General features: G+C 66.4%; 23 protein-coding genes. 11 read left to right on the top strand and 12 right to left on the bottom strand.

The genetic code is table 11. From position 1 onward, the window contains the following. Positions 1 to 17: 17 nt before the first annotated feature. Entirely contained in the window at positions 18 to 1,193 is a 1,176-nt protein-coding gene (locus ACZ1I2_RS14610; protein WP_465176755.1) for an RsmB/NOP family class I SAM-dependent RNA methyltransferase, read from the bottom strand. Between the two features lie 71 nt (positions 1,194 to 1,264). Further along, positions 1,265 to 3,853 (bottom strand): M1 family metallopeptidase, encoded by a 2,589-nt coding sequence (locus ACZ1I2_RS14605; RefSeq protein WP_465176756.1) that lies wholly within the window; start codon positions 3,851 to 3,853, stop codon positions 1,265 to 1,267. Positions 3,854 to 3,974: 121 nt separating this feature from the next. Between ACZ1I2_RS14605 and ACZ1I2_RS14600 the strand changes: the two genes are divergently transcribed. Then, positions 3,975 to 4,937, top strand: coding sequence for an NAD(P)H-dependent flavin oxidoreductase (locus tag ACZ1I2_RS14600; RefSeq protein ID WP_465173416.1), 963 nt, complete (start codon positions 3,975 to 3,977; stop codon positions 4,935 to 4,937). 39 nt (positions 4,938 to 4,976) lie between these two features. Here ACZ1I2_RS14600 and ACZ1I2_RS14595 read toward each other — a convergent pair whose 3' ends face one another. The 5 genes from ACZ1I2_RS14595 to ACZ1I2_RS14575 all read right to left on the bottom strand — a co-directional run bounded on the left by ACZ1I2_RS14595 (position 4,977) and on the right by ACZ1I2_RS14575 (position 10,460). After that, the gene (locus ACZ1I2_RS14595) at positions 4,977 to 7,292 is read right to left on the bottom strand and encodes a TonB-dependent receptor (RefSeq protein ID WP_465176757.1); all 2,316 of its coding nucleotides are present in this window, start codon (positions 7,290 to 7,292) and stop codon (positions 4,977 to 4,979) included. 13 nt (positions 7,293 to 7,305) lie between these two features. After that, positions 7,306 to 8,244: a FecR family protein gene (locus ACZ1I2_RS14590; protein ID WP_465176758.1), complete on the bottom strand. Its 939-nt coding sequence runs from the start codon at positions 8,242 to 8,244 to the stop codon at positions 7,306 to 7,308. Continuing rightward, complete coding sequence (locus ACZ1I2_RS14585; RefSeq protein ID WP_465181663.1) at positions 8,234 to 8,746, bottom strand: RNA polymerase sigma factor; 513 nt, start codon at positions 8,744 to 8,746, stop codon at positions 8,234 to 8,236. The genes ACZ1I2_RS14590 and ACZ1I2_RS14585 overlap by 11 nt, the downstream gene beginning before the upstream one ends. A gap of 63 nt (positions 8,747 to 8,809) precedes the next feature. Beyond that, positions 8,810 to 9,613: a ChbG/HpnK family deacetylase gene (locus ACZ1I2_RS14580; protein ID WP_465176759.1), complete on the bottom strand. Its 804-nt coding sequence runs from the start codon at positions 9,611 to 9,613 to the stop codon at positions 8,810 to 8,812. Continuing rightward, positions 9,588 to 10,460 (bottom strand): glycosyltransferase family 2 protein, encoded by an 873-nt coding sequence (locus ACZ1I2_RS14575; protein ID WP_465176760.1) that lies wholly within the window; start codon positions 10,458 to 10,460, stop codon positions 9,588 to 9,590. The genes ACZ1I2_RS14580 and ACZ1I2_RS14575 overlap by 26 nt, the downstream gene beginning before the upstream one ends. A 297-nt stretch (positions 10,461 to 10,757) precedes the next feature. On the opposite strand from ACZ1I2_RS14575, the gene ACZ1I2_RS14570 reads away from it, so the two are divergent. Beyond that, positions 10,758 to 12,260 carry a hypothetical protein gene (locus tag ACZ1I2_RS14570; protein ID WP_465176761.1) on the top strand — a complete coding sequence of 501 codons (1,503 nt, stop codon included), beginning with the start codon at positions 10,758 to 10,760 and terminating at the stop codon, positions 12,258 to 12,260. A 121-nt stretch (positions 12,261 to 12,381) separates the two neighbouring features. Beyond that, positions 12,382 to 12,858, top strand: coding sequence for a DUF2141 domain-containing protein (locus tag ACZ1I2_RS14565; protein WP_465181470.1), 477 nt, complete (start codon positions 12,382 to 12,384; stop codon positions 12,856 to 12,858). 10 nt (positions 12,859 to 12,868) lie between these two features. Here the strand turns inward: ACZ1I2_RS14565 and ACZ1I2_RS14560 are convergent, their stop codons facing one another. Together ACZ1I2_RS14560 and ACZ1I2_RS14555 are read right to left on the bottom strand one after the other, a co-directional pair. Continuing rightward, entirely contained in the window at positions 12,869 to 13,318 is a 450-nt protein-coding gene (locus ACZ1I2_RS14560) for a DUF1465 family protein (RefSeq protein ID WP_465176763.1), read from the bottom strand. 87 nt (positions 13,319 to 13,405) lie between these two features. After that, on the bottom strand, positions 13,406 to 13,603 hold the full coding sequence (locus ACZ1I2_RS14555; RefSeq protein ID WP_465173935.1) for a YdcH family protein: 198 nt from the start codon (positions 13,601 to 13,603) through the stop codon (positions 13,406 to 13,408). Positions 13,604 to 13,779: 176 nt separating this feature from the next. Here ACZ1I2_RS14555 and ACZ1I2_RS14550 point away from each other — a divergent pair, with 176 nt between their 5' ends. Then, positions 13,780 to 13,935, top strand: a complete 156-nt coding sequence (locus tag ACZ1I2_RS14550; RefSeq protein ID WP_465173425.1) for a YdcH family protein — start codon at positions 13,780 to 13,782, stop codon at positions 13,933 to 13,935. A 96-nt stretch (positions 13,936 to 14,031) separates the two neighbouring features. Here ACZ1I2_RS14550 and dksA read toward each other — a convergent pair whose 3' ends face one another. Then, positions 14,032 to 14,496 carry an RNA polymerase-binding protein DksA gene (gene dksA, locus ACZ1I2_RS14545; protein WP_465173426.1) on the bottom strand — a complete coding sequence of 155 codons (465 nt, stop codon included), beginning with the start codon at positions 14,494 to 14,496 and terminating at the stop codon, positions 14,032 to 14,034. 74 nt (positions 14,497 to 14,570) lie between these two features. On the opposite strand from dksA, the gene ACZ1I2_RS14540 reads away from it, so the two are divergent. Beyond that, entirely contained in the window at positions 14,571 to 14,714 is a 144-nt protein-coding gene (locus ACZ1I2_RS14540; protein WP_465181469.1) for a hypothetical protein, read from the top strand. Here the strand turns inward: ACZ1I2_RS14540 and ACZ1I2_RS14535 are convergent. Next, the gene (locus ACZ1I2_RS14535; protein WP_465173428.1) at positions 14,701 to 15,141 is read right to left on the bottom strand and encodes a host attachment family protein; all 441 of its coding nucleotides are present in this window, start codon (positions 15,139 to 15,141) and stop codon (positions 14,701 to 14,703) included. The two genes, ACZ1I2_RS14540 and ACZ1I2_RS14535, sit on opposite strands and share 14 nt — an antisense overlap. Positions 15,142 to 15,231: 90 nt before the next feature. Here ACZ1I2_RS14535 and serS point away from each other — a divergent pair, with 90 nt between their 5' ends. The 5 genes from serS to ACZ1I2_RS14510 all read left to right on the top strand — a co-directional run bounded on the left by serS (position 15,232) and on the right by ACZ1I2_RS14510 (position 20,128). Further along, positions 15,232 to 16,509, top strand: coding sequence for a serine--tRNA ligase (gene serS / locus ACZ1I2_RS14530; protein ID WP_465176764.1), 1,278 nt, complete (start codon positions 15,232 to 15,234; stop codon positions 16,507 to 16,509). After that, complete coding sequence (surE, locus tag ACZ1I2_RS14525) at positions 16,509 to 17,273, top strand: 5'/3'-nucleotidase SurE (protein ID WP_465173430.1); 765 nt, start codon at positions 16,509 to 16,511, stop codon at positions 17,271 to 17,273. Before serS ends, surE begins: the two co-directional genes overlap by 1 nt. A gap of 7 nt (positions 17,274 to 17,280) precedes the next feature. Next, complete coding sequence (locus ACZ1I2_RS14520; protein ID WP_465176765.1) at positions 17,281 to 18,408, top strand: peptidoglycan DD-metalloendopeptidase family protein; 1,128 nt, start codon at positions 17,281 to 17,283, stop codon at positions 18,406 to 18,408. Positions 18,409 to 18,444: 36 nt separating this feature from the next. Beyond that, entirely contained in the window at positions 18,445 to 19,680 is a 1,236-nt protein-coding gene (gene tyrS / locus ACZ1I2_RS14515) for a tyrosine--tRNA ligase (RefSeq protein WP_465173432.1), read from the top strand. A 127-nt stretch (positions 19,681 to 19,807) separates the two neighbouring features. After that, the gene (locus tag ACZ1I2_RS14510) at positions 19,808 to 20,128 is read left to right on the top strand and encodes a PilZ domain-containing protein (protein WP_465173433.1); all 321 of its coding nucleotides are present in this window, start codon (positions 19,808 to 19,810) and stop codon (positions 20,126 to 20,128) included. Between the two features lie 4 nt (positions 20,129 to 20,132). On the opposite strand, the gene recG is transcribed toward ACZ1I2_RS14510, so the two are convergent. Next, complete coding sequence (gene recG / locus ACZ1I2_RS14505; RefSeq protein ID WP_465176766.1) at positions 20,133 to 22,193, bottom strand: ATP-dependent DNA helicase RecG; 2,061 nt, start codon at positions 22,191 to 22,193, stop codon at positions 20,133 to 20,135. A 72-nt stretch (positions 22,194 to 22,265) separates the two neighbouring features. On the opposite strand from recG, the gene ACZ1I2_RS14500 reads away from it, so the two are divergent. Continuing rightward, positions 22,266 to 22,532 (top strand): FAD assembly factor SdhE, encoded by a 267-nt coding sequence (locus ACZ1I2_RS14500; RefSeq protein WP_465173435.1) that lies wholly within the window; start codon positions 22,266 to 22,268, stop codon positions 22,530 to 22,532. Positions 22,533 to 22,583: the final 51 nt, after the last annotated feature.

Below are 22,583 nucleotides of genomic sequence, written 5' to 3'. Positions count from 1 at the left end.
CGGCACGATAGCTGTGGCTAGCATGCACGTTGCAGTCTTGCGACAAAAAACCCGTCCGTCGCATCATGCGCCGGGGTGAGCCGAACGCCCGCACCGTGTGTGCGGCCGGCCGGAAGCGTGAGCACGTCCGCCGTCCATTCGGGATGGTCGGCGAGAAAGACCGAGACCTGCCCAGCGCCTTCCTCATCGAGCAGCGAGCAGACGATATAGACCAGCGCGCCGCCTGGCTTGACCAGGGTGGTGCCGATTTCCAGGACATGACGCTGGGTGCGGGTGAGCCGCTCGATCCGCTCCGGCGTCAGGCGCCAGCGCGCCTCGGGATTGCGGCGCCAGGTGCCGGTGCCCGAACAGGGCGCGTCGATCAGCACGCAATCGGCACTCCCCGCCCAGTCGGACAGCATCTCCGCCTCATGGCCCGGGTTGAGCAGCCGGGTCTCCACGATCGTCGCGCCTGCGCGCGCCGCGCGCGGTGTCAGGCGGGAAAGACGCGCGCGATCGGTATCGGTCGCGAGCAGCACGCCTTCATTGCCCATCAGGGCGGCGAGCGCGAGCGTCTTGCCGCCGGCACCGGCGCAGAGATCGACGATGCGCATGCCCGGGATGGCGCTTGCCGCGAGGGTGACGATCTGGCTGCCGGCGTCCTGCACCTCGATCGCGCCGTCCCGATAGGCGTCGAGCGTCTCGATATTGGTGCCCGATGGCAGACGCAGGGCATCGGGCAGGCCCGGGATCGGTTCGGCGCCCTCAATCGGCCCGGGCGCGTCCTTGAGCCAGTTGATCCGGACATCGAGCGGCGCGCGGTCGATCAGGACGGGAAGCTCGTCGCCATCGACTCCCGACTCGCGCAGTTTCGTCAGGATCCAGTCGGGCGCGATGCCGGCGATTGCCGCCCGCTCGCTCGCGCCGATCGGTGCCGGGCCATGGCCGACGCCGTCGAACAGGGCCGCGATCTCCGCGTCGGTTTCCGCGAGCGCCAGCATGGCCGCGCGACCGCTCGCCGGGCGCTCGCCCAGCCGACGGATCGCGGCATAGACCAGTTCGCGCACGGCGCGCCGGTCCTTGCTGCCGGCATAGCGGCGCTCGGCGAAATAGCGGGCGATCAGCGTATCCGCCGCCGCGCCGGAATCGCGGGCCGCGGCGACGATCGAATCAAGCAGATCGATCGCCGCCTGGACGCGGGCTGCTGGGGTCATCGGGTCACTCCTTCACGCCTCTATACAGGAAGAGACGATCGCGCGCCTTATTCCACACCAGCCGGGGCAGGTCAGTTCCCCGCGCCCACCCATTTCGCGACATCCGCGCGCACCCGATCGGCACCCTGCTTGCGCACCGCGATGGCGGAAAGCGCCTTGGCCGCGCCGCCACGCGATGCCTCGGGCAGGTTCTTCTCGGCAAAGGCCGTGATCTTGCCGGGCATGGCAGAGTCGTTCGAAGCCGTGCCCAGGCCGACGATGAAGCCGGCGCGGGTGCTGGTTTCCAGCAGGCCGTTGACCAGATCGATATTGGCCGCGGCGAAATCGAACGCCATTTCCGGGTGACGCGTTGCGACGGCCCGGATCAGCGCGGCCTTTTGCGGGGCGGTGAAGTCATCGGTCCTGAGCAGGCCGAGCGCACGCTGCGCCAGGGCGTCGTCGCGCGCATTGCCGAGCAGCCTGACATAGGTGTTCTTCTCCACCGGGTTCTTCTCTGCCTTGGCGAGGGCGAACAGCGCCTCCCATTCCGCGGGTGTGGCGTTCGCTGAATAGACACCGAGGATCGGCATGCGGATCGACGCCGGAATGGCATTGGGATCGGTTGCCAGCGCCGCCACATAAGTACGCGCCCTGGCCGCGACATCCGGATCACCGCTATGGCCGAGCCGCGCGACCAACGTCTCGCGCAGGTTGGTGGTTAGCGGAGATTCGCCTGCCTGCGCGTCGAAGCCCACGCGCTTCATCACCGGCGACAGCACCTGGATGGTGCGCGCACGGAGTGGCGCTTCGAGCGGCGTGCCCTGGAACAGGGTGGTGAGCGCGCCGAGATTGCCGGCAACCACCGACCAGTCGAGCGGGCTCGCATCGACCGGCACGGCCGCCTGGAGCGCGAAATAGCGGTCGAGCGGCTGATCGCCACTCAGCCCGAGCGCATAATCGTCGCCGAGCGTGCCAACCTGATCGGTCAGCGCCATCTTGCTGAAATCCCGAACGATCGCGGCGTGGCCGGCATCGTCATACTGGACGCGTACATAACTGCCCTTGTCGCGATTGAGCACGAGCGTGCCGCAACCCTGCACCGCGACGGTGGTCGGCGCTGCGCCCTGGACGATCGCACTCGTCACCGCTCCGCCGATCGGGCCGAGCGTCAGCGGTACACGCCAGGTCTGCGGCTTCTTCGAGACCTCGTCATAACCGAACCGCCCCTGGGTCATGGTCGCCTGGGTGACGCCGCCCGCGCAGGTCGCGCCGGTCAGCTTCACCAGCGGTACGCCGCCCTGCAGGGTGAAATCATGCGCGATATCGACGACCGGTTTGCCCGCCGCCGCGCCCAGCTCCGTCCAGAGCTGGTCCGTCACCGTGTTCCCATATTTGTACTTCGCCATGTAGCTGCGGATGCCCTTGCGGAACACGTCGCCGCCAAGCGTCGACTCCATCATGCCGATGACGGCCTGGCCCTTCTGATAGGTGATGGTGTCGAACGCCTCGCCCAGCTCATCGACCGTCTCGACATGGCGGATGATCGGATGAGTCGCCGAGGTAGCGTCGAGGCCGATCGCCCCTTCGCGATCGAACGCCACCGCGCTCGCCTGTGCGTCCCAGGTCGGGTTCAGGTCGCGGCTGCTCTTGTTCTCCATCCACGAGGCGAAGCCCTCGTTGAGCCAGAGATCGTCCCACCAGGACATGGTGACGAGATCGCCGAACCATTGGTGCGCCATTTCATGCGCGACGACGGTGAAGATGCGTTCGCGCCGGCTCTGGGTCGCGCGCTTGGCATCGAACAGCAATTCGGGCTCGAAATAGAAGATCGCGCCCCAATTCTCCATCGCGCCGAAGAACTGGCTGGAGCCGGGGCCAGCGATCATATCGAGCTTGGGCAGCGGATAGGGTTGGCCGAAATAATCATTGTAATAGGCCAGCAGGCGTTTCGCCTCGGCCAGCGCATAGTCGCCCTGGTCGACCACGCCACGACGGGTGATGACGCCGATCTCGGTCTTGCCCGACATCACCGTCTTGCGCTCGACATCGCCCATGCCGAGGAACAGCAGGTAGCTCGACATGATCGGCGACTGCTGGAAGGTATATTTCTTCGTACCGTCAGTGAGGTTGGTCACCGTCGCGGCGGGCATGTTGGAAAAGGCGGTCTGGTTGCCCGGCGCAATCGCGCTGAGCGTGAACTTCGCCTTGAACGCGGGCTCGTCCCACATCGGCGCGAAGCGGCGCGCATCGGGTGCCTCGAACTGCGTCGCCAGCATGCGGGCGGCCGACCCATCCGGGTTGGTATAGTCGATCGCGAAGAACCCGGCGGACGTGGTGTTGATCTTGCCGTCCCAGGCAAAGCTCATGCTGTGCGTGCCGGCCTTGGCCGGCGCGGGCAATGTGACGGTGAGTTGCTGCTTCGTGTCGTCGATGGTGAAGGGCACATTCTTCCCGTCGAAGGTCACCTTGCCGAGCTTCAGTTCGGCCGCGTTGAGAATGATGGTGGTCGTCGCCTGCTTGACCTGGATCGTCACCGTCTCGGTGCCGCTGAAGGTCATCGCTTTGGCGTCGGGCTTGACCGTGATGTCATAGGCGATGGGAGCGACGGCAGCGGGGAGCTGGCCGACGGCGAGAGCGGGCGTGGAAACGCCGAGCAGCAGCGACGCGATAACGAATTTCATGAAAAAGGGACTCCGAAAGCAGATATAATGTATCCCGGTGTGTTGGCCTCATAAGGCATTGGCTGGTGAAGGCAAATCGCGCCTTGCTGGACAGTCATTTCAGTTGCGCTATGAAACGCAGATGAGCCTTCCGCCCCTGTTCGATCGTCTGCGGCTTCCCGTGATCGGGTCCCCGCTGTTCATCATCTCCGGCCCCGAACTGGTGATCGCCCAGTGCAAGGCGGGAATCGTCGGATCCTTCCCGGCGCTCAACGCCCGGCCGCAGGGCGTGCTCGACGAATGGCTTCATCGCATCACCGAAGAACTGGCGCAGCATAATCGCGACAATCCAGACCGGCCGGCTGCCCCCTTTGCGGTCAACCAGATCGTCCACCGCTCGAACGAGCGGCTCGAGGCGGATCTGGCGACCTGCGCCAAATGGCAGGTCCCGATCGTGATCACCTCGCTCGGCGCGCGCGAGGATCTCAACCAGGCAGTGCATGGCTGGGGCGGGATTACGCTGCATGACATCATCGATGACCGATTCGCGCGCAAAGCCATCGAAAAAGGCGCGGACGGCCTGATTGCCGTCGCAGCCGGCGCGGGCGGGCATGCCGGGCGGCTGTCGCCCTTCGCGATTGTCCAGGAAATCCGCCAATGGTTCGCCGGGCCGCTCGCGCTGTCGGGATCGATCGCGACGGGCGACGCGGTGCTGGCGGCACAGGCGATGGGCGCGGATCTCGCTTATATCGGATCGCCCTTCATCGCGACGGACGAGGCCAATGCGGAAGCCGGCTACAAGCAGGGCATCGTCGAGGGCAAGGCAGCCGATATCGTCTATTCGAACCTCTTCACCGGGGTGCACGGCAATTATCTCCGCGGATCAATCGTCGCGGCCGGCATGGATCCGGACAATTTGCCCGAGGGCGACCTGTCGACGATGAACTTCGGGGGCGGCAATGGCAGCAAGGCCAAGGCGTGGAAGGACATCTGGGGATCGGGCCAGGGCATCGGCGTGGTCGACCGCGTCGAATCGGTCGCGGTGCGGGTGGACCGGCTCGAGCGGGAATACCGGGCGGCGCGAACGCGGCTGGCGCTCGCCTGACCAGGCCGGGAAGGATCGCCCTTCCCCGCAAAACCCCTCCTACCAGTTGACCGCCACGCCCAGCCGGGCATTCAACGGGCGCAGCGGCGTCGTCTGGTCCCCTGTCCAGAGCGTGAAGGGGTTGCCGAACGCGAAGCGATTGGCCGACCGGTTCGTCGCATTGGCGATCGCCAGCGAGACCTCGATATTGCGCCACTTCACGCTGCCCGACAGGTCAAGGGTGACGTAATTGCCCTGTCGGACGTCAAGCAGATCGCCCATGCCGAGCGTCGACCAGCCGACATAGCCGAGCGTCCCCTCCGAGCGGAAGATCAGGTCGCGGACGGGCCATTCATAGGACAGGCCCGCCCGCGCCGCGACGGGAGGCGTCTCGGGCAATCTGTTGATCGCGGTTGGCTGGGCACCGGTCACATCGTCGACGGTGTTGCGGGTATAGAGGAAGGTACCGGTAGCGTTCAGGCCGGGCAATGGAGTCCAGTCGACCATGCCTTCCGCCGTATAGATCTGGGCGTCGCCTAGATTGACCGTATAGGGCTGCCCGCGGCGATTGATCAGATCGGCCTGGGCGTCGCTCCAGCGCGCAGCCGAGATACTGCCGGAAAAGGTCACGCCCGTCTCGCCCGCACGCAGGCGGCGGACGCCGATCTCCCCCACCATGATCGAGTCCGCGCCATAGTCCGCGACGCGCCCGACACCGCGCGCAACCGCTAGGCCGCCGGTTCGATACCCGGTCTGGAAGCGCGCGAAGGCCGCGACCTGCGGCAGTATCAGCCACGACATCGCGATGGTGGGGTCGATCCGCTGAGTCGAGCGCCCCTTCACAAAGGCATTCGACCTGGGCCTGCTGGACGGTTCGCCGTCGATCCGCGCCTCGGTCGCGCGTGCGCCGAGCGTCACCGAGAGATTCGGGCGAAGTGGAATCGTCGCCTCCGCGAAGGCCGACGCAGCGCGAGTCACGTTGGTGACGCCGATGATCGTCGCCTCGTTGCCCGGCGACCCGAGCGTGCGCGACAAGATGTCGCGATTGCTCAGCAGCGCGAACCCGGCCACCCAGGATCCGCCATTGCTCAGCGAACGGGACAGCCGCGTTTCCTGAGTCAGCAACAGCTTCGAATTGTCGAGGTCATAGCTTGCGGGGATGGAATAAGGCGGCACGCCGACGCTCGCGTCGAACATCTCGGACGTGTCGAGCGTCGCTATCCCGGAGGCCGACACCAGCCGCAATCCGGTGTCCCAATCCTTCGTCAGGACCAGCCGGCCGAACAGCAGGCGGCTGTGAAATGGCTGGGCGAGCAGGGAGCGTCGCGCGAACGGGCCCGCTGACCGCTCGGCATATTGGCCGTCCCGCGAATCGATCTGCTGGCCGGCGGCGCTCAGATCGACCCGCCATCCGTCGCCGACATCGACGCGGAGCGCCAGACGTCCGCCCAATGTATCGGTGCGGTTGATATTCGACAGGCCCCGGCCGCGATCGTCGATATAGCCGCCGTCGCGGATGCGGTATCCCACCGCGCGCACCCCGATCAGGTCGGTCTTGAGCGGCATATTCACCATGCCGGCGACGTCGAACCCGGCCTCTCCCCCATCAGTCGCCGTGACGCCGCCCGCCATCGACGCGTGAACAGCGGCCAGATCGACCGGATTCGACGTCAGGCGGATTACCCCTCCGATCGCACCGGCACCGTAAAGCGTGCCCTGCGGACCTTCCATCACGTCCACGCTGCGGATGTCGTACAACCGAAGCCCGGGGTCGGGCCCGGAATAGTTGAGCTGGACATCGTCGAGATAGATGCTCGCGGTGGACTGGCTGGCACCGTTGAAGCTGCTGTCGGCGATCCCGCGGATGAAGATCTTGTTCCGGCCCGCACCCAGTTGAGTGCTTTGCAGGACGGGGGTGATGACCGCCACATCGGCCATGTCCCCCACCTCGTTCGCCGACAAGGTGGACGTGCCCGTGATGGAGGTCAGGCTGCCCGGGTAGCGCAGCAGCGGCACCCGCTGCTTGCTTGCCGTGACGACGATATCGGCAGGATCCGCCGGCGGCACGATCGGCACCGGCCGGATGCGCCGGGCCATCGGCGACGGCGCACGCACGATCCGATAGCCGCCGCCACTGACCCGCACCGCGCGATAGCCCGTGTCCGCGAGCAGGCGCCTCAGCGCGGTCCGCACCGACATCGTTCCGTGCAAGGCCGGCGTCCGGATCGCCCGCAACCCGGCCTCGGTACTGATGATCTCGGCATTCGTCTCATGTGCCAGCGCGGTCAGCGCCTTGTCGAGCGAGGTCGCCGGCACCGAAATGGACAGGTCACGCGCCGCCGCCGGTATCGGGATGCCCGTCGCTGCGAGCAGCAATACTGTACTCAGCCTAGCGCGAAGGCGTCGCGTCGCCCGCCAATATCCACCGCTGTCCGTCACGCCGCCAATTTGCCCCGATCAGGCCGGCCAGATGGGGTATGTCCCGATCGGCGGCTCCCGTAAGCCGGACCATGCCGGTAAACGGCCGTTGCGACAAGCTGCCCTCCAGGACGACCTGGGTCGCGTAGAGACGATGGATGGTCGCAAAAACATTGCCGAGCGGTTCGCCGTCGAAACTCAGTGCACCGCTGCGCCAGCCCCCGACCGACCCGGGCGATATCTTTGCCCTGGTCATCGTGCCCCTCTTCTCGCGGACGACCAGGGCGTCCCCCGGTGCAAGTTCGACCGATTCGCGACCGGGCTGGAACAATACCGACCCCGAAGACACTTCGACCGAGAGCCGGTCGCCATCGCGCGCGAGGTTGAAGACGGTGCCCAGGTCGCGGACGGTCAGGTCGCCCGACGTCACCGTGAACGGATTGGCGGGGTCATGCCGGACGTGCCACGTCGCCTCGCCTCTTTCGAGGTCGACGAAGCGCGGCCGGCTGCGGTCGAGTCGCAGGCGCGTGCCACCGCTCATTTCGATCCGCGTACCATCCGTCAGCTGCAGCGTGCGACGCTCGCCGGCGCTGGTCGCGACGGTATAGGTGGAGGGTGCGGCGGGCATGACGAGAGGTGTGAGCACGGCCAGGGCAGCGGCGGCGGCAGCGATGCCGCCGACGGTCCAGGGCCAGCGGCGTGCCGGCGATCGGTCGTTCGCTGCCTCGGCCGGGAAATCGATCCGGTCGACCAAGCGCTGCTCCGCCGCGACTCGATCATAGGCCATGGCGTGCGCCGGGCTCGTTTCCAGCCACGTCACGAACGCCTCCCAGTCGCGGTCCGACATCTCCGTCTGGCGGAGATGCCATGCGATCGCCTGGTCGATGATAATGGACTCGTCACCCTGCACGGTTCGTGCCCCTTTCCCCGGATAGACGATATGGCAGCACGATATCCACACCAAGCGGCTCGAGCCGATCGTGAATTTGGCGATAGGCGCGCTGCAGCAGCTTCTCCACGCCGCTGACGGTGATACCCAGTTCGTCGGCGATGGCGCGTTGCGACCGGCCCTCGATCCGGAATCGGTGGAGCGCGATCCGCATCCTCTCGGGCATGGCGTCGATCGCTGCCGCGACCGTCTTCAACTGATCGCTGGCGATCAACGCCCGCTCCGCGTCGGGCAGGTCATCCGCGCCGGGCTGGCTGCCAAGCCAGGCGGCATCCCGCGCGCCGCGCCGGCCCGCCGCGATGCGGCGATCGGTGGCGAGGTTCGCGGCAATCCGATAGAGGAACGCCTTGGGCTGGGCGACGGGACGGTCGGCGAGTTGGTCGATGCGCAGCCACATATCCTGCAGCGCGTCTTCGGCATCATCGCCATTGCCCAGGCGCGCGACCAGCAGCCGCAGCAGCATCGGCCGCTGTTCGAGGAAAATGGCCCTGAGACCGCCGTCAGCCACTGTCGATCCGACCCTTGATCAGGCCGGAAACGCCAGCCCGCCGGCAGCAGCCATGTCCGCGATCGACCATGCGCGCAAGGCCGCAGCCTCACGCACGCGTGCGGAGGCTATCTCGTCTTCGGCGCGAGCGCCCCGCCCGGGGTGACACATGACCAGATGCACTGGCCCCGGCCTTCTCAGAAATTGCGGAAAGAAGTCATCATAATTCTTTGAAAAATCATAATGTCCGGCGAAGCTGTCATTGCAGCGCAGACCATGCCTGGCGGCATCTCGCCTCAGACCGAGCGAGTGCCACGCGCTGCCGAGCGCCTTGCCGAGGAACGGACGGGCCATCATCGCCACAAGGCTGTCCGTGCAGCAGCGAATCCAGGCGTCCGGTGCGCGCAGCGCGGTTTCCTCGAGAACGATATCGCGGATACCCGGCAACGCATGAACATGCTGATGGCCATCGACAAAGGCCGGTGAGCGACCCATCGCCTGAACGAACGCGTCGAATTGCGCGCGGATCTCCTGCGTTATCTCGTCGAGCGGCGCCGTGCCCGACCGCGCACGCCGCGCGAGATCCCCAAGCGACGGCAGCTGACCTCGAGGCGCTAGCACCGGCATCGCCGTAAGCGGCTTTTCGCCCGTCAGCGTGAGGTGCAGGCCGATTTCGACATGATCGGGCACGTCGCGCAACAGTTCGGCGTCCGTCGCCCAACCGGGCATGACCGCCATGCAGCTGATGGCGTTGAGCTTGCCCGTCTGGGCCAGTTCGGCAATCGTCAGGCTTACCTCGCGCGAAAACGCGAAGTCGTCAGAACACAGGATTAGTCGTGGCAAAAATCGCCCCTTCCATGTCCTGATAGCGCCGTTCGCGAATATGGTGGCTGAGCAGATGGCGGTGCCGCAAGCGGCGTCCCAGAAAACGATAGAAGAACCAGTCTCCAGCCCAGGGAGCGGTTGCCGCATAAGTGAGCCGCTCGACCAGAGTCCAGCGGATCGAAGCGCGGTCCCGTTCCCGTAGCGACGGCACACACCACAGATCGTGCGAATAGCGCATCGATCCGAACTTCATCACGCGGTGAATGATCTCATGATCCTCGAGCACATAATTCCAGCGTTCCGGGTCGAAGCCCCCGGCCGCGCGCAACACGGTGGTGCGAAACACCTGACCGGCGCCGCCGGTATGGCATTGGCGCGGCAACAGCCTGGCCGCGCCGTTGATCTTGCGCCCCATCGCCGCGATGTCGCTCGGCATCGCATCGCGCGTCACGAAGAAGGCACCCGCGACAACGCACCCTTCCTCGCCCAGCAAGCGTTCCGCCTCGGCGAGATAATGCGGCGGATAGAGGGTGTCGGCGTCACAGGTGGCGACGAACCGGGACCGCACCCAGCCGAGACCGGTGCGAAGCGCGGCGACCTTGCCCGGTTCGCGTTCGGTAAGCAGCATATAGTCGAGTGCCAGCCGGTCGCACGCCGCGCGCGCGATCTCGGCGCCGCCGTCCGTCGATCCGTTGTCGACAAGAACCAGCCTGAAGGGACGAGTCTGTTCCGCCAGGCTGGCAATGGTATCGGCCAGGAAATCGCGTTCGTTGAAAAAGGGAATCAGGACGGTCCATGACAGCGCGGATCGCCCGGCGACTGGTGCTGCCTGGGCGGTGCGAGCCGAGACGAGATTGAAATACATGCGTGCATCCATCGAAACCGGGAAGGTTCGATCGATCGACGCCAGCCGAGGCACTGTGCGACCACCCTCCCCCGGATGCTCGCGAACCTCGCCCTGGCACCAACCGGTCCCCCCGATCACAAGACGACATGATCACGCGCCACCCTCACCAGGCACGTGCAGAAAAATCGGCGAGAATACCGGTGCCGCCAGCCCGCCGGGGCTGTTTCGGAGACGATGCGCGATGATATTTCCGCACCATCACGGAAAAAATATGCCGAATGACGCGACCCGAACTTCCGCCTAATTGGACTTTCCGTGACGACGGAATATTTCGGATCCGCGGCGATCGATCGCGACACGCCCGGTGCCGGCACGTGGTTTCCTCGGTTGACTCCGTTCCTGCTCGTCGCGCTGCTGCTGGCGGTCGCGATCGCGCTGCGCGGCCGCGATTTCGGCAATCCGGCCATTCATGTCGACGAGCAATATTATCTCCTGGTCGGCGACCGGATGCTGGGTGGGGCGATTCCCTATGTCGATCTGTGGGATCGCAAGCCGGTCGGCCTGTTCCTGATCTTCGCGGCGATCAGGCTGTTACCCGGCGACGGCATCCTGGCCTATCAGATCGTCGCCACCCTGTTCGCCACGGCCACCGCGTGGCTGGTGGTAGTGGGAGGCAGGCGGCTGGGCGCGACGCCAGGTGGTTCGTTCGCCGCGGCGATCGGCTATCTCATCTGGCTGTCGCTGCTCAGCGGGCGCGGCGGGCAATCGCCGGTGTTCTACAATCTGTTCGTCGCCGGCGCGGCCGTGCTGACGCTCGGACTGCCGGATCTCGCCGCCCGTTGCGCGCGGCGCGCCATCATCCTGAACGGCATGGCCGCCTGTCTGCTCGCCGGCCTCGCGATCCAGACCAAATATACGCCAGTCGTGGAGGGCGCCTATTTCGGGGCCGTCCACCTATGGTATCTTCGCCGCGCCGGCGGAAGCTGGCCCGCGCTCGGCGCTGCCGGATTGCTCTGGGCATCTCTCGGCATCCTCCCGACCGCCCTGGTCATGGTCGATTTCGCCCTGCGCGGGCCTGCCGTGTTTCAGGCGTTCCTGTTTTCCAACTTTTATTCGGTGGCACTGCGCCAATCCTATCCCGCCGTGAAGATCGTCGCCCGGCTGGCCGGGACGACCGCGCAACTCTCGCCGTTCATCGTCTGTGCCGTGCTCTCCTGGCGGACTCGGCCGCGCGATGCGGTCAAGCTGCTGGCGTTCGGATGGCTGGCTGCCGCGCTGATCGCCTTCGCGATGATCGGCGCGTTCTTCGATCATTATGCCCTCCCGCTGATGGCGCCGCTGGCGATCATCGCCGCGCCCGTGCTGGGGCGACACCGCCTTGCGCTCGCGGGGACGCTCGGAGCGGGGCTCGTCCTGTTCGGTTGCCGTGTCGCGCTGCAACCGACCGACGAAGCATCGGTGCGCGCGGTAGCGCGGATCATGACGGCGCACGGCACCGGCGAATGCCCCTATGTGTTCGCGGGCGATTCGATCCTCTACCACCTGTCGCACGCCTGCATCCCGACGGCGTACGCCTTCCCGTCGACGCTCGCCTATCAGGCCGAACAGGGTTCGACCGGCATCGACGAGGCAGCGGAAGTCCGGCGGATCATGGCTCGCCGTCCGCCGGTGGTGGTCACCATGGATCAGCCGCTCGCGCCCTGGAATGCCGAAAGCGAACGCATCGTCACAACCGCGCTGGCGCGCGATTACCGCCTTACCCTCGCGGCGCCGCGCGGGACCGGTCATTTGCTCGTCTACCGCCGGCTGACACCGTGAATGCGCCATGGCGGGGTGCGGATCATGGCGCGGTGCGACGTCTATGCAGGCATTTCCTCAACGGTCGGACACGCCTTTCATGACGCCAACTCCCTTTGCCAGTGTCGTATTTGCCCTGGCCGTGGCTATTCCTTCGGCGCTGGGCGCCGAAATGGTCGGTGAGGATGCGCCCTTCTGCACTGCCGGCCATGGCCCCGCGATCCAGGTGAATGTGCTGGGCCTGAAGGACCGCGTCGGGGAGATCTGGCTGGAACTCTATCCGGCCACCCAGGCCGATTTCCTGCGCCCCGACGAATCGCTCGTCGCCGAAGGCAGGGTATTCCGTCGCACCCGATCCCGAACGCCCGCGTCGGGCGAGGTCGCCATCTGCGTGCGTGTCCCCCATCCCGGTCGCTATTCGTTGATGCTGCGGCACAACCGCGTCGGCAGGGACAAATTCTCGATCTGGAGCGATGGCGCGGGCGTCGCCGCCAACCGGTCGCTGGGGCGCGCCAGGCCGACGTTCGAGCAGGCAGCGGTCAACGCCGGTCCCGGCGTTACCATGGTCAATATCAAGGTCCAGTATCTGCGCGGCCTGGGGTTTTCGCCGCTGAATTAGGCGATGCGGGTCAGAATGCCGCCGCCAGGCGCTCCAGCATCGATCGGGCCGGGCTCTCTGCGGCATCATTGGCCGCCTGGGCCTGATCGAGCCGCTCGACGCGGCGATAGAGATCGTTGCTTGCCTCGATCAACCCCTGCGCAAAGGGCGGCATCGCTTCGACCGCGTCGCGTTCGCTGATCGGCGCGGTGCCGAGGCGCCGCGACGGATCGAGTGCATCGCGGGGCGCCATCTCGCCCGCATCGACCGCCCGTTGAGTCAGCAGCCAGGCGATGACGTGCATCAGCCGCGTGGTGACCTTGAGCGATTCGCAGGAAAAGGAAACGCGCGCCATCGGATCGAGCTGGTCGCGTTCCGCCTTGCCGCCCTCGTCGAAATAACCGCGCGCCTCGTCGGCCAGCACCATCGCATCGATGTACAGCATGTCGATCAGCCGACGATGAATGCGGGGTTCGCTCATGTTCCTCCGGTCACGCTCACACTAGCCGTCATAATGGCGACGTCAACGACTCCGGGCTGGTGACGTCAGCGCCCGAGTCGCGGCGACTCAGGCGATGATATCGGGAATCATCTGGTCCTCGAGCATGGCGATTTCATCGCGCAGGCGCAGCTTTCGTTTCTTGAGGCGCGCGACCTGCAACTGGTCGGTCGAGCCCGTCATCAGCAGGGCCGCGATCGCTGAATCGAGATCGCGATGCTCGATACGCAGGATTTCCAGACGCTTGGCGATTTGCGTGTCGTCCATGGTTTCCCCGTTCACACCACTGCCCTTAGCAAATTGCACGGGACCCGCGAGCCGCAAAAACAAGCTGTCGCGCAAATACCTTCGGCATGTCGATTATGTCCAAAAATATGGAAGACAATCGGGGGCGAGCGTGTTCTACTCCCAACCCCGCCCAGCAATGTAGGAGGAACGCTTCCATGCAGACCGCGCATTTTTCGGCCCTTGAGGCCAAGCATGCCGTGCTCGATCGAAAGATCTGTGCCGAGTCGCAGCGCCCATTGCCGGACTTCGTGACCCTCGCGGCGCTCAAGAAGCAGAAACTGCGCCTGAAAGAGGAAATGTCCGAACTCTAGGTGCCTGGTGCCTCGCGCGGGGTTGCCCGCGTGAGGCGTCCGCGCCTTGCATCGATGCCAGAGCTGATCCGGTCGCCCGAATCGTCGCGACCGGCATCAATCTTCGCGAGAGACCTTTTCGTGCCGCTCGTGGCGCTCCTGTGCCTCGACCGTCATCGTCGCGATCGGGCGGGCTTCTAGGCGTGCGAGCGAGATCGGCTCGCCGGTCACTTCGCAGTAGCCATATTCGCCTTCCTCGATTCGCCGCAACGCCGCGTCGATCTTGGAGATCAGCTTGCGCTGACGATCGCGGGTCCGCAGCTCGATCGACCAGTCGGTCTCGCTCGACGCGCGATCGGTGAGATCGGCCTCACGCAGCGAATCGACCTGCAGCTGAGACAGAGTGCCCGCTGCCTCGCGCAGGATCGCTTCCTTCCACGCCTGCAGCTTGTCGCGGAAATATGCCTGCTGGCGCGGATTCATGAAGGGCTCCTCGGCACTTGGCCGATAGCCATCTCCACCCTCGCCCGCGGGCGGCTGAAACTTTTCGGATTCGTCCAATCGATTCAAGACCGTCGCCATCCCACTCTCCCGCCGGCGATACGATGCCTTCTGAGCACCTTCACCGCCGTCCCATCCGGAGCGGGCCTATAACCATGCCGCTCGACCATCACAAGCAAGGCCTTGTCGAAATTGAAGCCTGGCTTGCGGAGAGCGCCATAGCGGTCAGCACATTGCATTTTCGTGAATTGTCCAACGTTTTCCGTCATGCGGACATTGCCTCGGTCACGCGGCCTTGATCGCCGATTCGATTTCCGGGATCGGATGGTTGGTCAGGTCCTTGTCGAGTTCTCCGGCAATCCGCGAACTCACCTCGCTGTGATAATGTTTGCGCAGTTCACCGAGCGTCCGCGGCGGTGCGACGATGATCAGCGATTCGAACTCATGCGCCAGCGCGCGGCGTTTGAGCAGTTCGGCGGCATCCGACGCGAAACGATCTTCCCCCAGCTGATGGAAATCCGTCTCGTCCATCGTGCTCCGCCCGCTGCCGGCGCTCGAATAGGACAGGCCCGGTGCGTCGCTCTTCTGGTCGCCGTCCTTGGGATTGGACTGGGCCTCGGCATGCTCGACCACCAGGTTCGGATAGGCCTCGTCGCCCTCGTTGCGCAGGAACAGCATCTTGCGCCCATCGGCGACGAGCACGGCGGCGTTGTGGGGGATCTGCATCGAGCGTCCTTTCGGCTGTAAGGCAAAGGATAACGCCCGGACGGCGCCACGGGTTGCGCGCGCGCCGAGCCGCCGCCATAGCCTGCCGCCATGCACGATATCCGCCTGATCCGCGAAAACCCTGCCGCCTTCGACGCCGCCCTGGCACGCCGCGGGCTTGCGCCGGTAGCCGATTCCCTGGTCGTCCTGGACGAGCGCCGCCGCGCGCTGATCACTGAGGCGCAGGCCGGCCAGGCCCGCCGCAACGAAGCCTCGAAGGCAATCGGTGCGGCCAAGGCCTCGAAGGACGAGGCCACCGCCGCCACGCTGATGGCCGAGGTCGCGGCGCTCAAGGAACGCCTCCCCGCGATCGAGGCGGAGGAGAAGGCACTCGGCGAGGAATTGCACGGCAAGCTCGCCATCCTGCCCAACCTGCCGCTCGCCGACGTACCCGAAGGGGCCGACGAGGACGACAATGCCCTGGTCGCCGAGCATGGCACGCCCGGGACCTTCGCTTTTGCACCGAAGGAACATGATGCGATCGGCCCGGCGCTCGGCCTGGATTTCGAAACCGGGGTCGAGCTTGCCGGGGCTCGCTTCACCTTGGTGCGCGGTGCCGCGGCGCGCCTTCACCGCGCGCTCGGCCAGTTCATGCTCGACCAGCTCTGCGGCGATCACGGATATGAGCAGGTCGTGCCGCCCCTGCTGGTGAAGGACGAGATCGTGTTCGGCACCGGGCAGCTGCCCAAGGCGGCCGAGGACATGTTCCGTACCACGGACGGCCGCTGGTTGATCCCGACCGCCGAAGTCTCGCTGACCAATATCGTGCGCGAGAAGATCCTGACCGAGGGCGAATTGCCGCTGCGCTTCGCCGCGCTCACCGCCTGTTTCCGCTCCGAAGCGGGCGCGGCGGGCCGCGACACGCGCGGCTTCATCCGCCAGCATCAGTTCGAGAAGGTCGAGATGGTCTCGATCGTCACGCCCGATGCGTCCGAAGCGGAGCATGAGCGGATGACCGCCTGCGCCGAGGGCATCCTGACTGGGCTCGGCCTTCCCTTTCGCCGGATGAAGCTGTGCACCGGCGATATGGGCTTCACCGCCGCGCGCACCTACGACCTCGAAGTGTGGCTGCCCGGCCAGGGGCGTTACCGCGAGATATCGAGCTGCTCGACCTGCACCGATTTCCAGGCGCGGCGCATGAATGCGCGCTATCGGCCGGAGGGTGAGAAGGCGACGCGCTTCGTCCATACGCTCAACGGGTCGGGCCTCGCGGTCGGCCGCACGCTGGTCGCCGTGCTGGAGAATTACCAGCAGGAGGACGGATCGGTCGCCATCCCCGAAGCGCTGCAACCCTATCTGCGCGGCCTCAACCGGCTGGAGCCCGCCTGATGCGCATCCTCCTCACCAATGACGATGGCTATCACGCCCCCGGTCTCAAGGTGCTGGAGGAGATCGCATCGGCCTTTTCCGACGACATCTGGATCGTCGCCCCGGCCGAAGAACAGTCCGGCGCCGGCCACTCGCTGACCCTGACCCGGCCGATCCGTGTACGGCGCTTCTCCGACCGGCGCTTTGCCGTGGCGGGCACCCCGACCGACGCCGTGATGATGGCGCTGGCGCGGATCATGAAGGACTCGCCGCCGGACCTGATCCTGTCCGGCGTCAATCGCGGCGCGAACCTTGCCGAGGACGTGACCTATTCGGGCACCGTCTCGGCGGCGATGGAGGGCGCGCTGGCCGGCGTGCGCTCGATCGCGCTCAGCCAGGTCTATTCGCGCGAGGGTATGGGCGACACCGTGCCGTTCGAGGCCGCCGCTGCCTGGGGCGAGCGCGTGCTGCGCCCGCTGGTCGACGCGCCGCTGGCGCCGCGCACGCTGGTCAATGTCAATTTCCCCGCCGGGCCGGCCGACGCGGTGAAGGGAATCCGCGTCGCGAATCAGGGCCTGCGCGATTATGGACGGCTGCAGATCGTCACCAACCGCGATCCGCGGGGGTATGAATATCACTGGTTCGCCCTGGGGCCGACGGTCGAGACTCCGGCACATTCCACCGATCTGGAAGCGATCGCCGACGGCTATGTCGCGGTAACCCCGCTGCATCTCGACCTGACGCATGCGGAATCCCTGGCGATGCTCAACACCGCCTATCGCTGAGGTGCGCATGGCAGGGCCTTACGAAAGCGTCGCGCGCCACATCATGCCCGTGCTTCTGCTCGCCCTGCTTACCGGCTGTATCCCGCCGGGTCAGCCGCCTGAGTCCTCCCCTCCGCCACCGCCGCCCGTCCGATACGAGCGCGAAACCATCGATCGACCGGTTCCGCGCGCGCGCCCCAGGGTCGAACGCCCGGTCGAGCCTGAGCGCGAGCGCATCGACCGCTCGGTGCGCATCCCCATCACGGCGCCCCCCGCCTGGCAGGCGCGCCCGGTCGCCGCCACGGCACAGACGGTCGCGGCAGGCAGCTACGTCGTCAAGCCCGGCGACACGCTGCGCGGCGTCGCCGATCGGACCGGCGCCGGATCGGAAGCGATCGCCCGCGCCAACGGCCTCACCCCGCCGTTCGTGATCCGGGCAGGCCAGCGGCTCGCCATCCCGGCCGGCCGCTATCATCTGGTCCGCGCGGGCGAGACCGGCATCGCGATTGCGCGGGCCTATGGCGTCGACTGGTCGCAGATCATCGCGGCGAACGATCTGAGCGAGCCCTATACGCTGCGAGTCGGCATGCGCGTGCTGATCCCCGGCGGCCCGCGGACCCTGGCGGAGCGCGCCGCGGCCTTCACCCTCGACGTCGACGACATCGTCACCGGCGGCGAGCCGGCGCTCGCCTCCAACCAGCGTCCGGCGAGGCCGAGCAGTTCGCCCGCGCGCGTCCTGCCCTCCTCGGCCGCGCTGGCTGAACCGGTGCGGCTGCGCGGTGCCTTCGCCTGGCCGATGCGGGGCGATATCGTCGCGCGCTTCGGCCCGGGCGCGAGCGGCGAGCGGTACAATGGCATCGAGATCGCCGCGCCGATCGGCACGCCGGTCCTGGCCGCAGCGGACGGCGTGGTGGCCTATGCCGGCAACGAGGTGGCCAATCTCGGCGGGCTGGTGATCCTGAAGCATGGCGATGGCTGGACGACCGTCTATGGCCATGCCAGCCGGCTGCTCGTCCAGCGCGGCCAGTCCATAAAAAAAGGGCAGACAATCGCCTCATCGGGCGATACGGGCTCGGTCGACCGGCCAGAGCTACACTTCGAGATGCGCAAGGGCCGGACCCCGGTCGATCCGCTGGGGCAATTGCCGTCCCGCTAGCGACACGCGCGGAGCGATGCTAAGCGCCGCCGCATCATGACTGACTTCACCTCCGATCTGCTCCGCCTGCTGTCGACGCGCGGCTATATTCACCAGCTCACCGACGCCGCCGGCCTCGATGCGCTCGCGAACAGGCAGGTCGTGCCCGGCTATATCGGGTTCGATCCGACGGCGCCGTCGCTGCATGTCGGCAGCCTCGTCCAGATCATGCTGCTGCGCCGGCTCCAGCAGACCGGCCACAAGCCGATCGTGCTGATGGGCGGCGGCACCGGCAAGATCGGCGATCCGAGCTTCAAGGATGAGGCACGCAAGCTGCTGAGCGAGGACGGCATCGCCGGCAACGTCGCATCCATTCGCCGGATTTTCGAGCGATTTCTGACCTTTGGCGACGGACCCTCCGACGCGATCATGCTTGACAACGCCGAGTGGCTGGACGCGCTGGAATATATTCCGTTCCTGCGCGACATCGGCCAGCATTTCTCGGTCAATCGCATGCTGAGCTTCGATTCCGTGAAGCTGCGGCTGGATCGCGAGCAGTCGCTGAGCTTCCTCGAATTCAACTACATGATCCTCCAGGCCTATGATTTCCTGGAACTGTCGCGCCGCGCCGGGTGCAGGCTGCAGATGGGCGGGTCGGATCAATGGGGCAATATCGTGAACGGCATCGAGCTGTCGCGCCGCGTCGATTCGACCGAGGTGTACGGCATCACCACCCCGCTCATCACCACTGCCGATGGCGGCAAGATGGGCAAGACCATGTCCGGCGCGGTCTGGCTGCACGAGGACCAGCTGCCGCATTATGATTACTGGCAGTTCTGGCGGAACACCGACGATCGGGATGTCGGCCGTTTCCTCAGGCTGTTCACGGATCTTCCGCTCGACGAGATCGCCCGGTTGGAATCGCTCGAGGGCGCGGAGATCAACGAGGCGAAGAAGATCCTCGCCGATGCGGCGACCGCGATGTGCCGCGGCCCCGCCGCCGCCGCCGAAGCAGCCGAAACCGCGCGCCGTACCTTCGAAGAGGGCGCGGCCGGGGATTCTCTCCCGACCTATACGGTTATCGGCGGCGAGATCGGCATCGTCGACGCCTTGGTCGCGCTCGGTCTCTGCGCCTCGAAGGGCGAGGCCCGGCGGCTGATCAAGGGCGGCGGCGCGCGTGTCGGGCCCGACAAGGTCGTCGACGAGACGCTGACGATCAAGGTCGGTGCCGAACCGGTGCGGATCGCCGCGGGCAAGAAGCATCACGGCCTTCTGGTCCTCGACCAGGGTTAATCGTGGGGTCCTGGATCAAGCCCTTGATCCGGAAATGCTTCGTGCCGGCGCAAGCCAGCGTTAAACAATTTCGTTGCGACCCGATTCACTCTTTTATTCTAGCCTCGCGGCTTCGAGGGAGGGGGCGATGGCGGCATCCGGCAATGCGAGAGCAGTGGACGATTTCGAGGCGCCGCGCGACGAGGTGCATTTCCGGGCTCGTGCGTTCGGTCCCGATGCCCGCCCGCTGAACCTGCTGGTCGTCAGCATCTCGGCGCTCGGCCTGATGGCGCGGTGCGACATGCCCTACAAGGTCGGCGACCGGCTGACGATCACGCTGCCCGTGGTGGGCGTGGTCTCGGCGGAAATCCGCTGGTTCCTTGGCGGACGGATCGGCTGCGAGCTCGATACGGCGATCGAACTAGCCGACTATTATGATATGCTCGCGGTCGTGCTGCGCGGCCGGTGATATCTCAACCCGAGCGCAGCAGCGCCACGCCGGCGTCGCGCTCGAACAGATACAGCGCCGTCCGCGCCGCCTGCCCACGTGGCCCCTCCAGCCCGCCGTCGCGATCGATCAGCAGCCGTGCATCGGCGGCCGCGGCCGGCAGCAGCGCCTCGAGCGTTTCCGCCGTCGCGAGTTTGAACCCAGCCTCGCCCGACTGCTTCGTGCCGAGCAATTCGCCCGCGCCGCGCAGGCGCAGATCCTCCTCGGCGATGCGGAACCCGTCATTGGTCTCGCGCATCAGCGCGAGCCGCGCCCTTGAGGTTTCGCCGAGCTGGTTGCCACGGATCAGCAGGCAGATCGACCGCCCGCTTCCCCGGCCGACCCGCCCGCGCAACTGGTGGAGCTGGGCGAGGCCGAAGCGGTCGGCATGCTCGATCACGATCAGGGTCGCATTGGGCACATCGACGCCGACTTCGATCACCGTCGTCGCGACCAGCACGCCGGTCCGCCCGCCGGCGAAATCCGCCATCACTGCGTCCTTCTCCGGCCCCTTCATCCGCCCATGCACCAGCCCGACCCGGTCGCCGAACCTTGCGCGCAGCGTCTCCGCCCGGTCCTCGGCAGCGGCGAGATCGCTCTTCTCGCTTTCTTCGACCAGCGGGCATACCCAATAGGCCTGACCGCCATCGGACAGATGCCGCGCCAGCGCATCGACCACCTCGGGCAGGCGCTCCTCCGAAATCACCCGCGTCTCGATCGGTTGGCGGCCCGGCGGCATTTCGTCGAGCTGGCTGACGTCCATCTCGCCATAATTGGCGAGCGTCAGGGTGCGCGGAATCGGCGTCGCCGTCATCGCCAGCAGGTGCGGCGGCCGCTCGGCCTTGGCCTGCAGCATCATGCGCTGCGCCACGCCGAAGCGGTGCTGTTCGTCCACCACGACCAGCGCGAGATCCTTGTAGGTCACTGCCTCCTGGAAGATCGCATGCGTGCCGATCAGGATATGGATCGCGCCCGAGGCAAGCCCCATCAGCGTCGCCTCGCGCACGCGCCCCTTGTCGCGCCCGGTCAGCACCGCGATCTCGACCGGCAGGCCGCCAAGCTGGCGCCGCAGCGTTTCGTAATGCTGCCGCGCCAGGATCTCGGTCGGCGCCAGCAACGCACCCTGCGCGCCGGCCTCGACCGCCATCAGCAGTGCCATCGCCGCGACCAGCGTCTTGCCGGATCCCACATCGCCCTGGAGCAGCCGCAACATCGGCTGGGACTGTTGCAGGTCGCCCTCGATCTCGCGCACCGTCCGCGCCTGCGCGCCGGTCAGCGTGTAAGGCAGCTCCAGCGCGTCGCGCAGCCGCCCGTCGCCGGCGAGCGCCCTGCCCCGCCGCGCCTTGGACGACTGCCGTACCAGCATCAGCGCGAGCTGGTTGGCGAACAACTCATCATAAGCGAGCCGCTCCTTCGCCTTGGCGTTGGACGGATCGGCATGCACCCGCGCCAGTGCCTCGCGCCACGCGGGCCAGCCATGTTTCGCCAGCAGCCCCGGCTCGATCCATTCGGGCAGGTCGGGCGCGCGCTCGACCGCCTGCGCGGTCAGCTGCCCCATCCGCCGCGAGGTGATTCCTTCCGACAGCGGATAGATCGCCTCGCGCTCGCCCACGTCCGGTGCTTCGTCGAGCGGCAGCACATAGTCCGGATGGACCATCTGCAATTCCTGCCCGTACATCTCAAGCCGGCCGGAGACGCGCCGCGGCTCGCCGGTCGGCAGCAGCTTCTTCGACCAGCCCGGATGCCCGCCGAAATAGATCAGGCTGACATAGTTCCCCTTGGCGTCCACCGCGCGCACCCGCGCTGGCCCGCGGCCATTGCCCGACCGATGCTCGACCGCGGTCAGGGTGATCGCGATCGTCCGCCCGGCATCCGCCATGTCGAGCTCCTCGCGCGGCACCCGGTCGATCCAGCCGGTCGGCAAATGGAACGCCATATCGATGACCCGGTGCAGGCCAAGCTTGTCCAGCGGCTTGGCCAGCCCGGGGCCGACGCCTTTCAATGCCGTGATCTCGGCGAACAATGGATTGAGGATATCGGGCCGCATGACTATCTGGGCCTATCTAGTCCCAGCCGACGGTTGCTCCAAGCACCGCCGGCCAATCGCCGTTGGAAATATATGGATCGAGAGACCCGCCTGAAACGCCTGCACTTCCGTGCCTGGCACCGTGGCACCCGTGAAGCCGATTTGCTGATCGGCGGCTTCTGCGACGCCGCTGCTTCAGGCTGGAGCGACGCCGAGATCGATCTGTTCGAGGAACTGCTCGAGGAACAGGATGTCGACATCATGGCCTGGGCGATCGGCACCGATATCTGCCCGGCGCGTTACGAAGGCCCGATCATGGAAGCGATGCGCGTGCTCAGCTACGTACCGATCCAGAAATGACCTGAATTCTCCGTCACCCCGGACTTGTTCCGGGGTCCATCGATCCGCAAA

This window comes from Sphingomonas sp. BL-S-29 (assembly GCF_055521495.1).
This window is presented reverse-complemented; position numbering and strand designations above follow the sequence as displayed.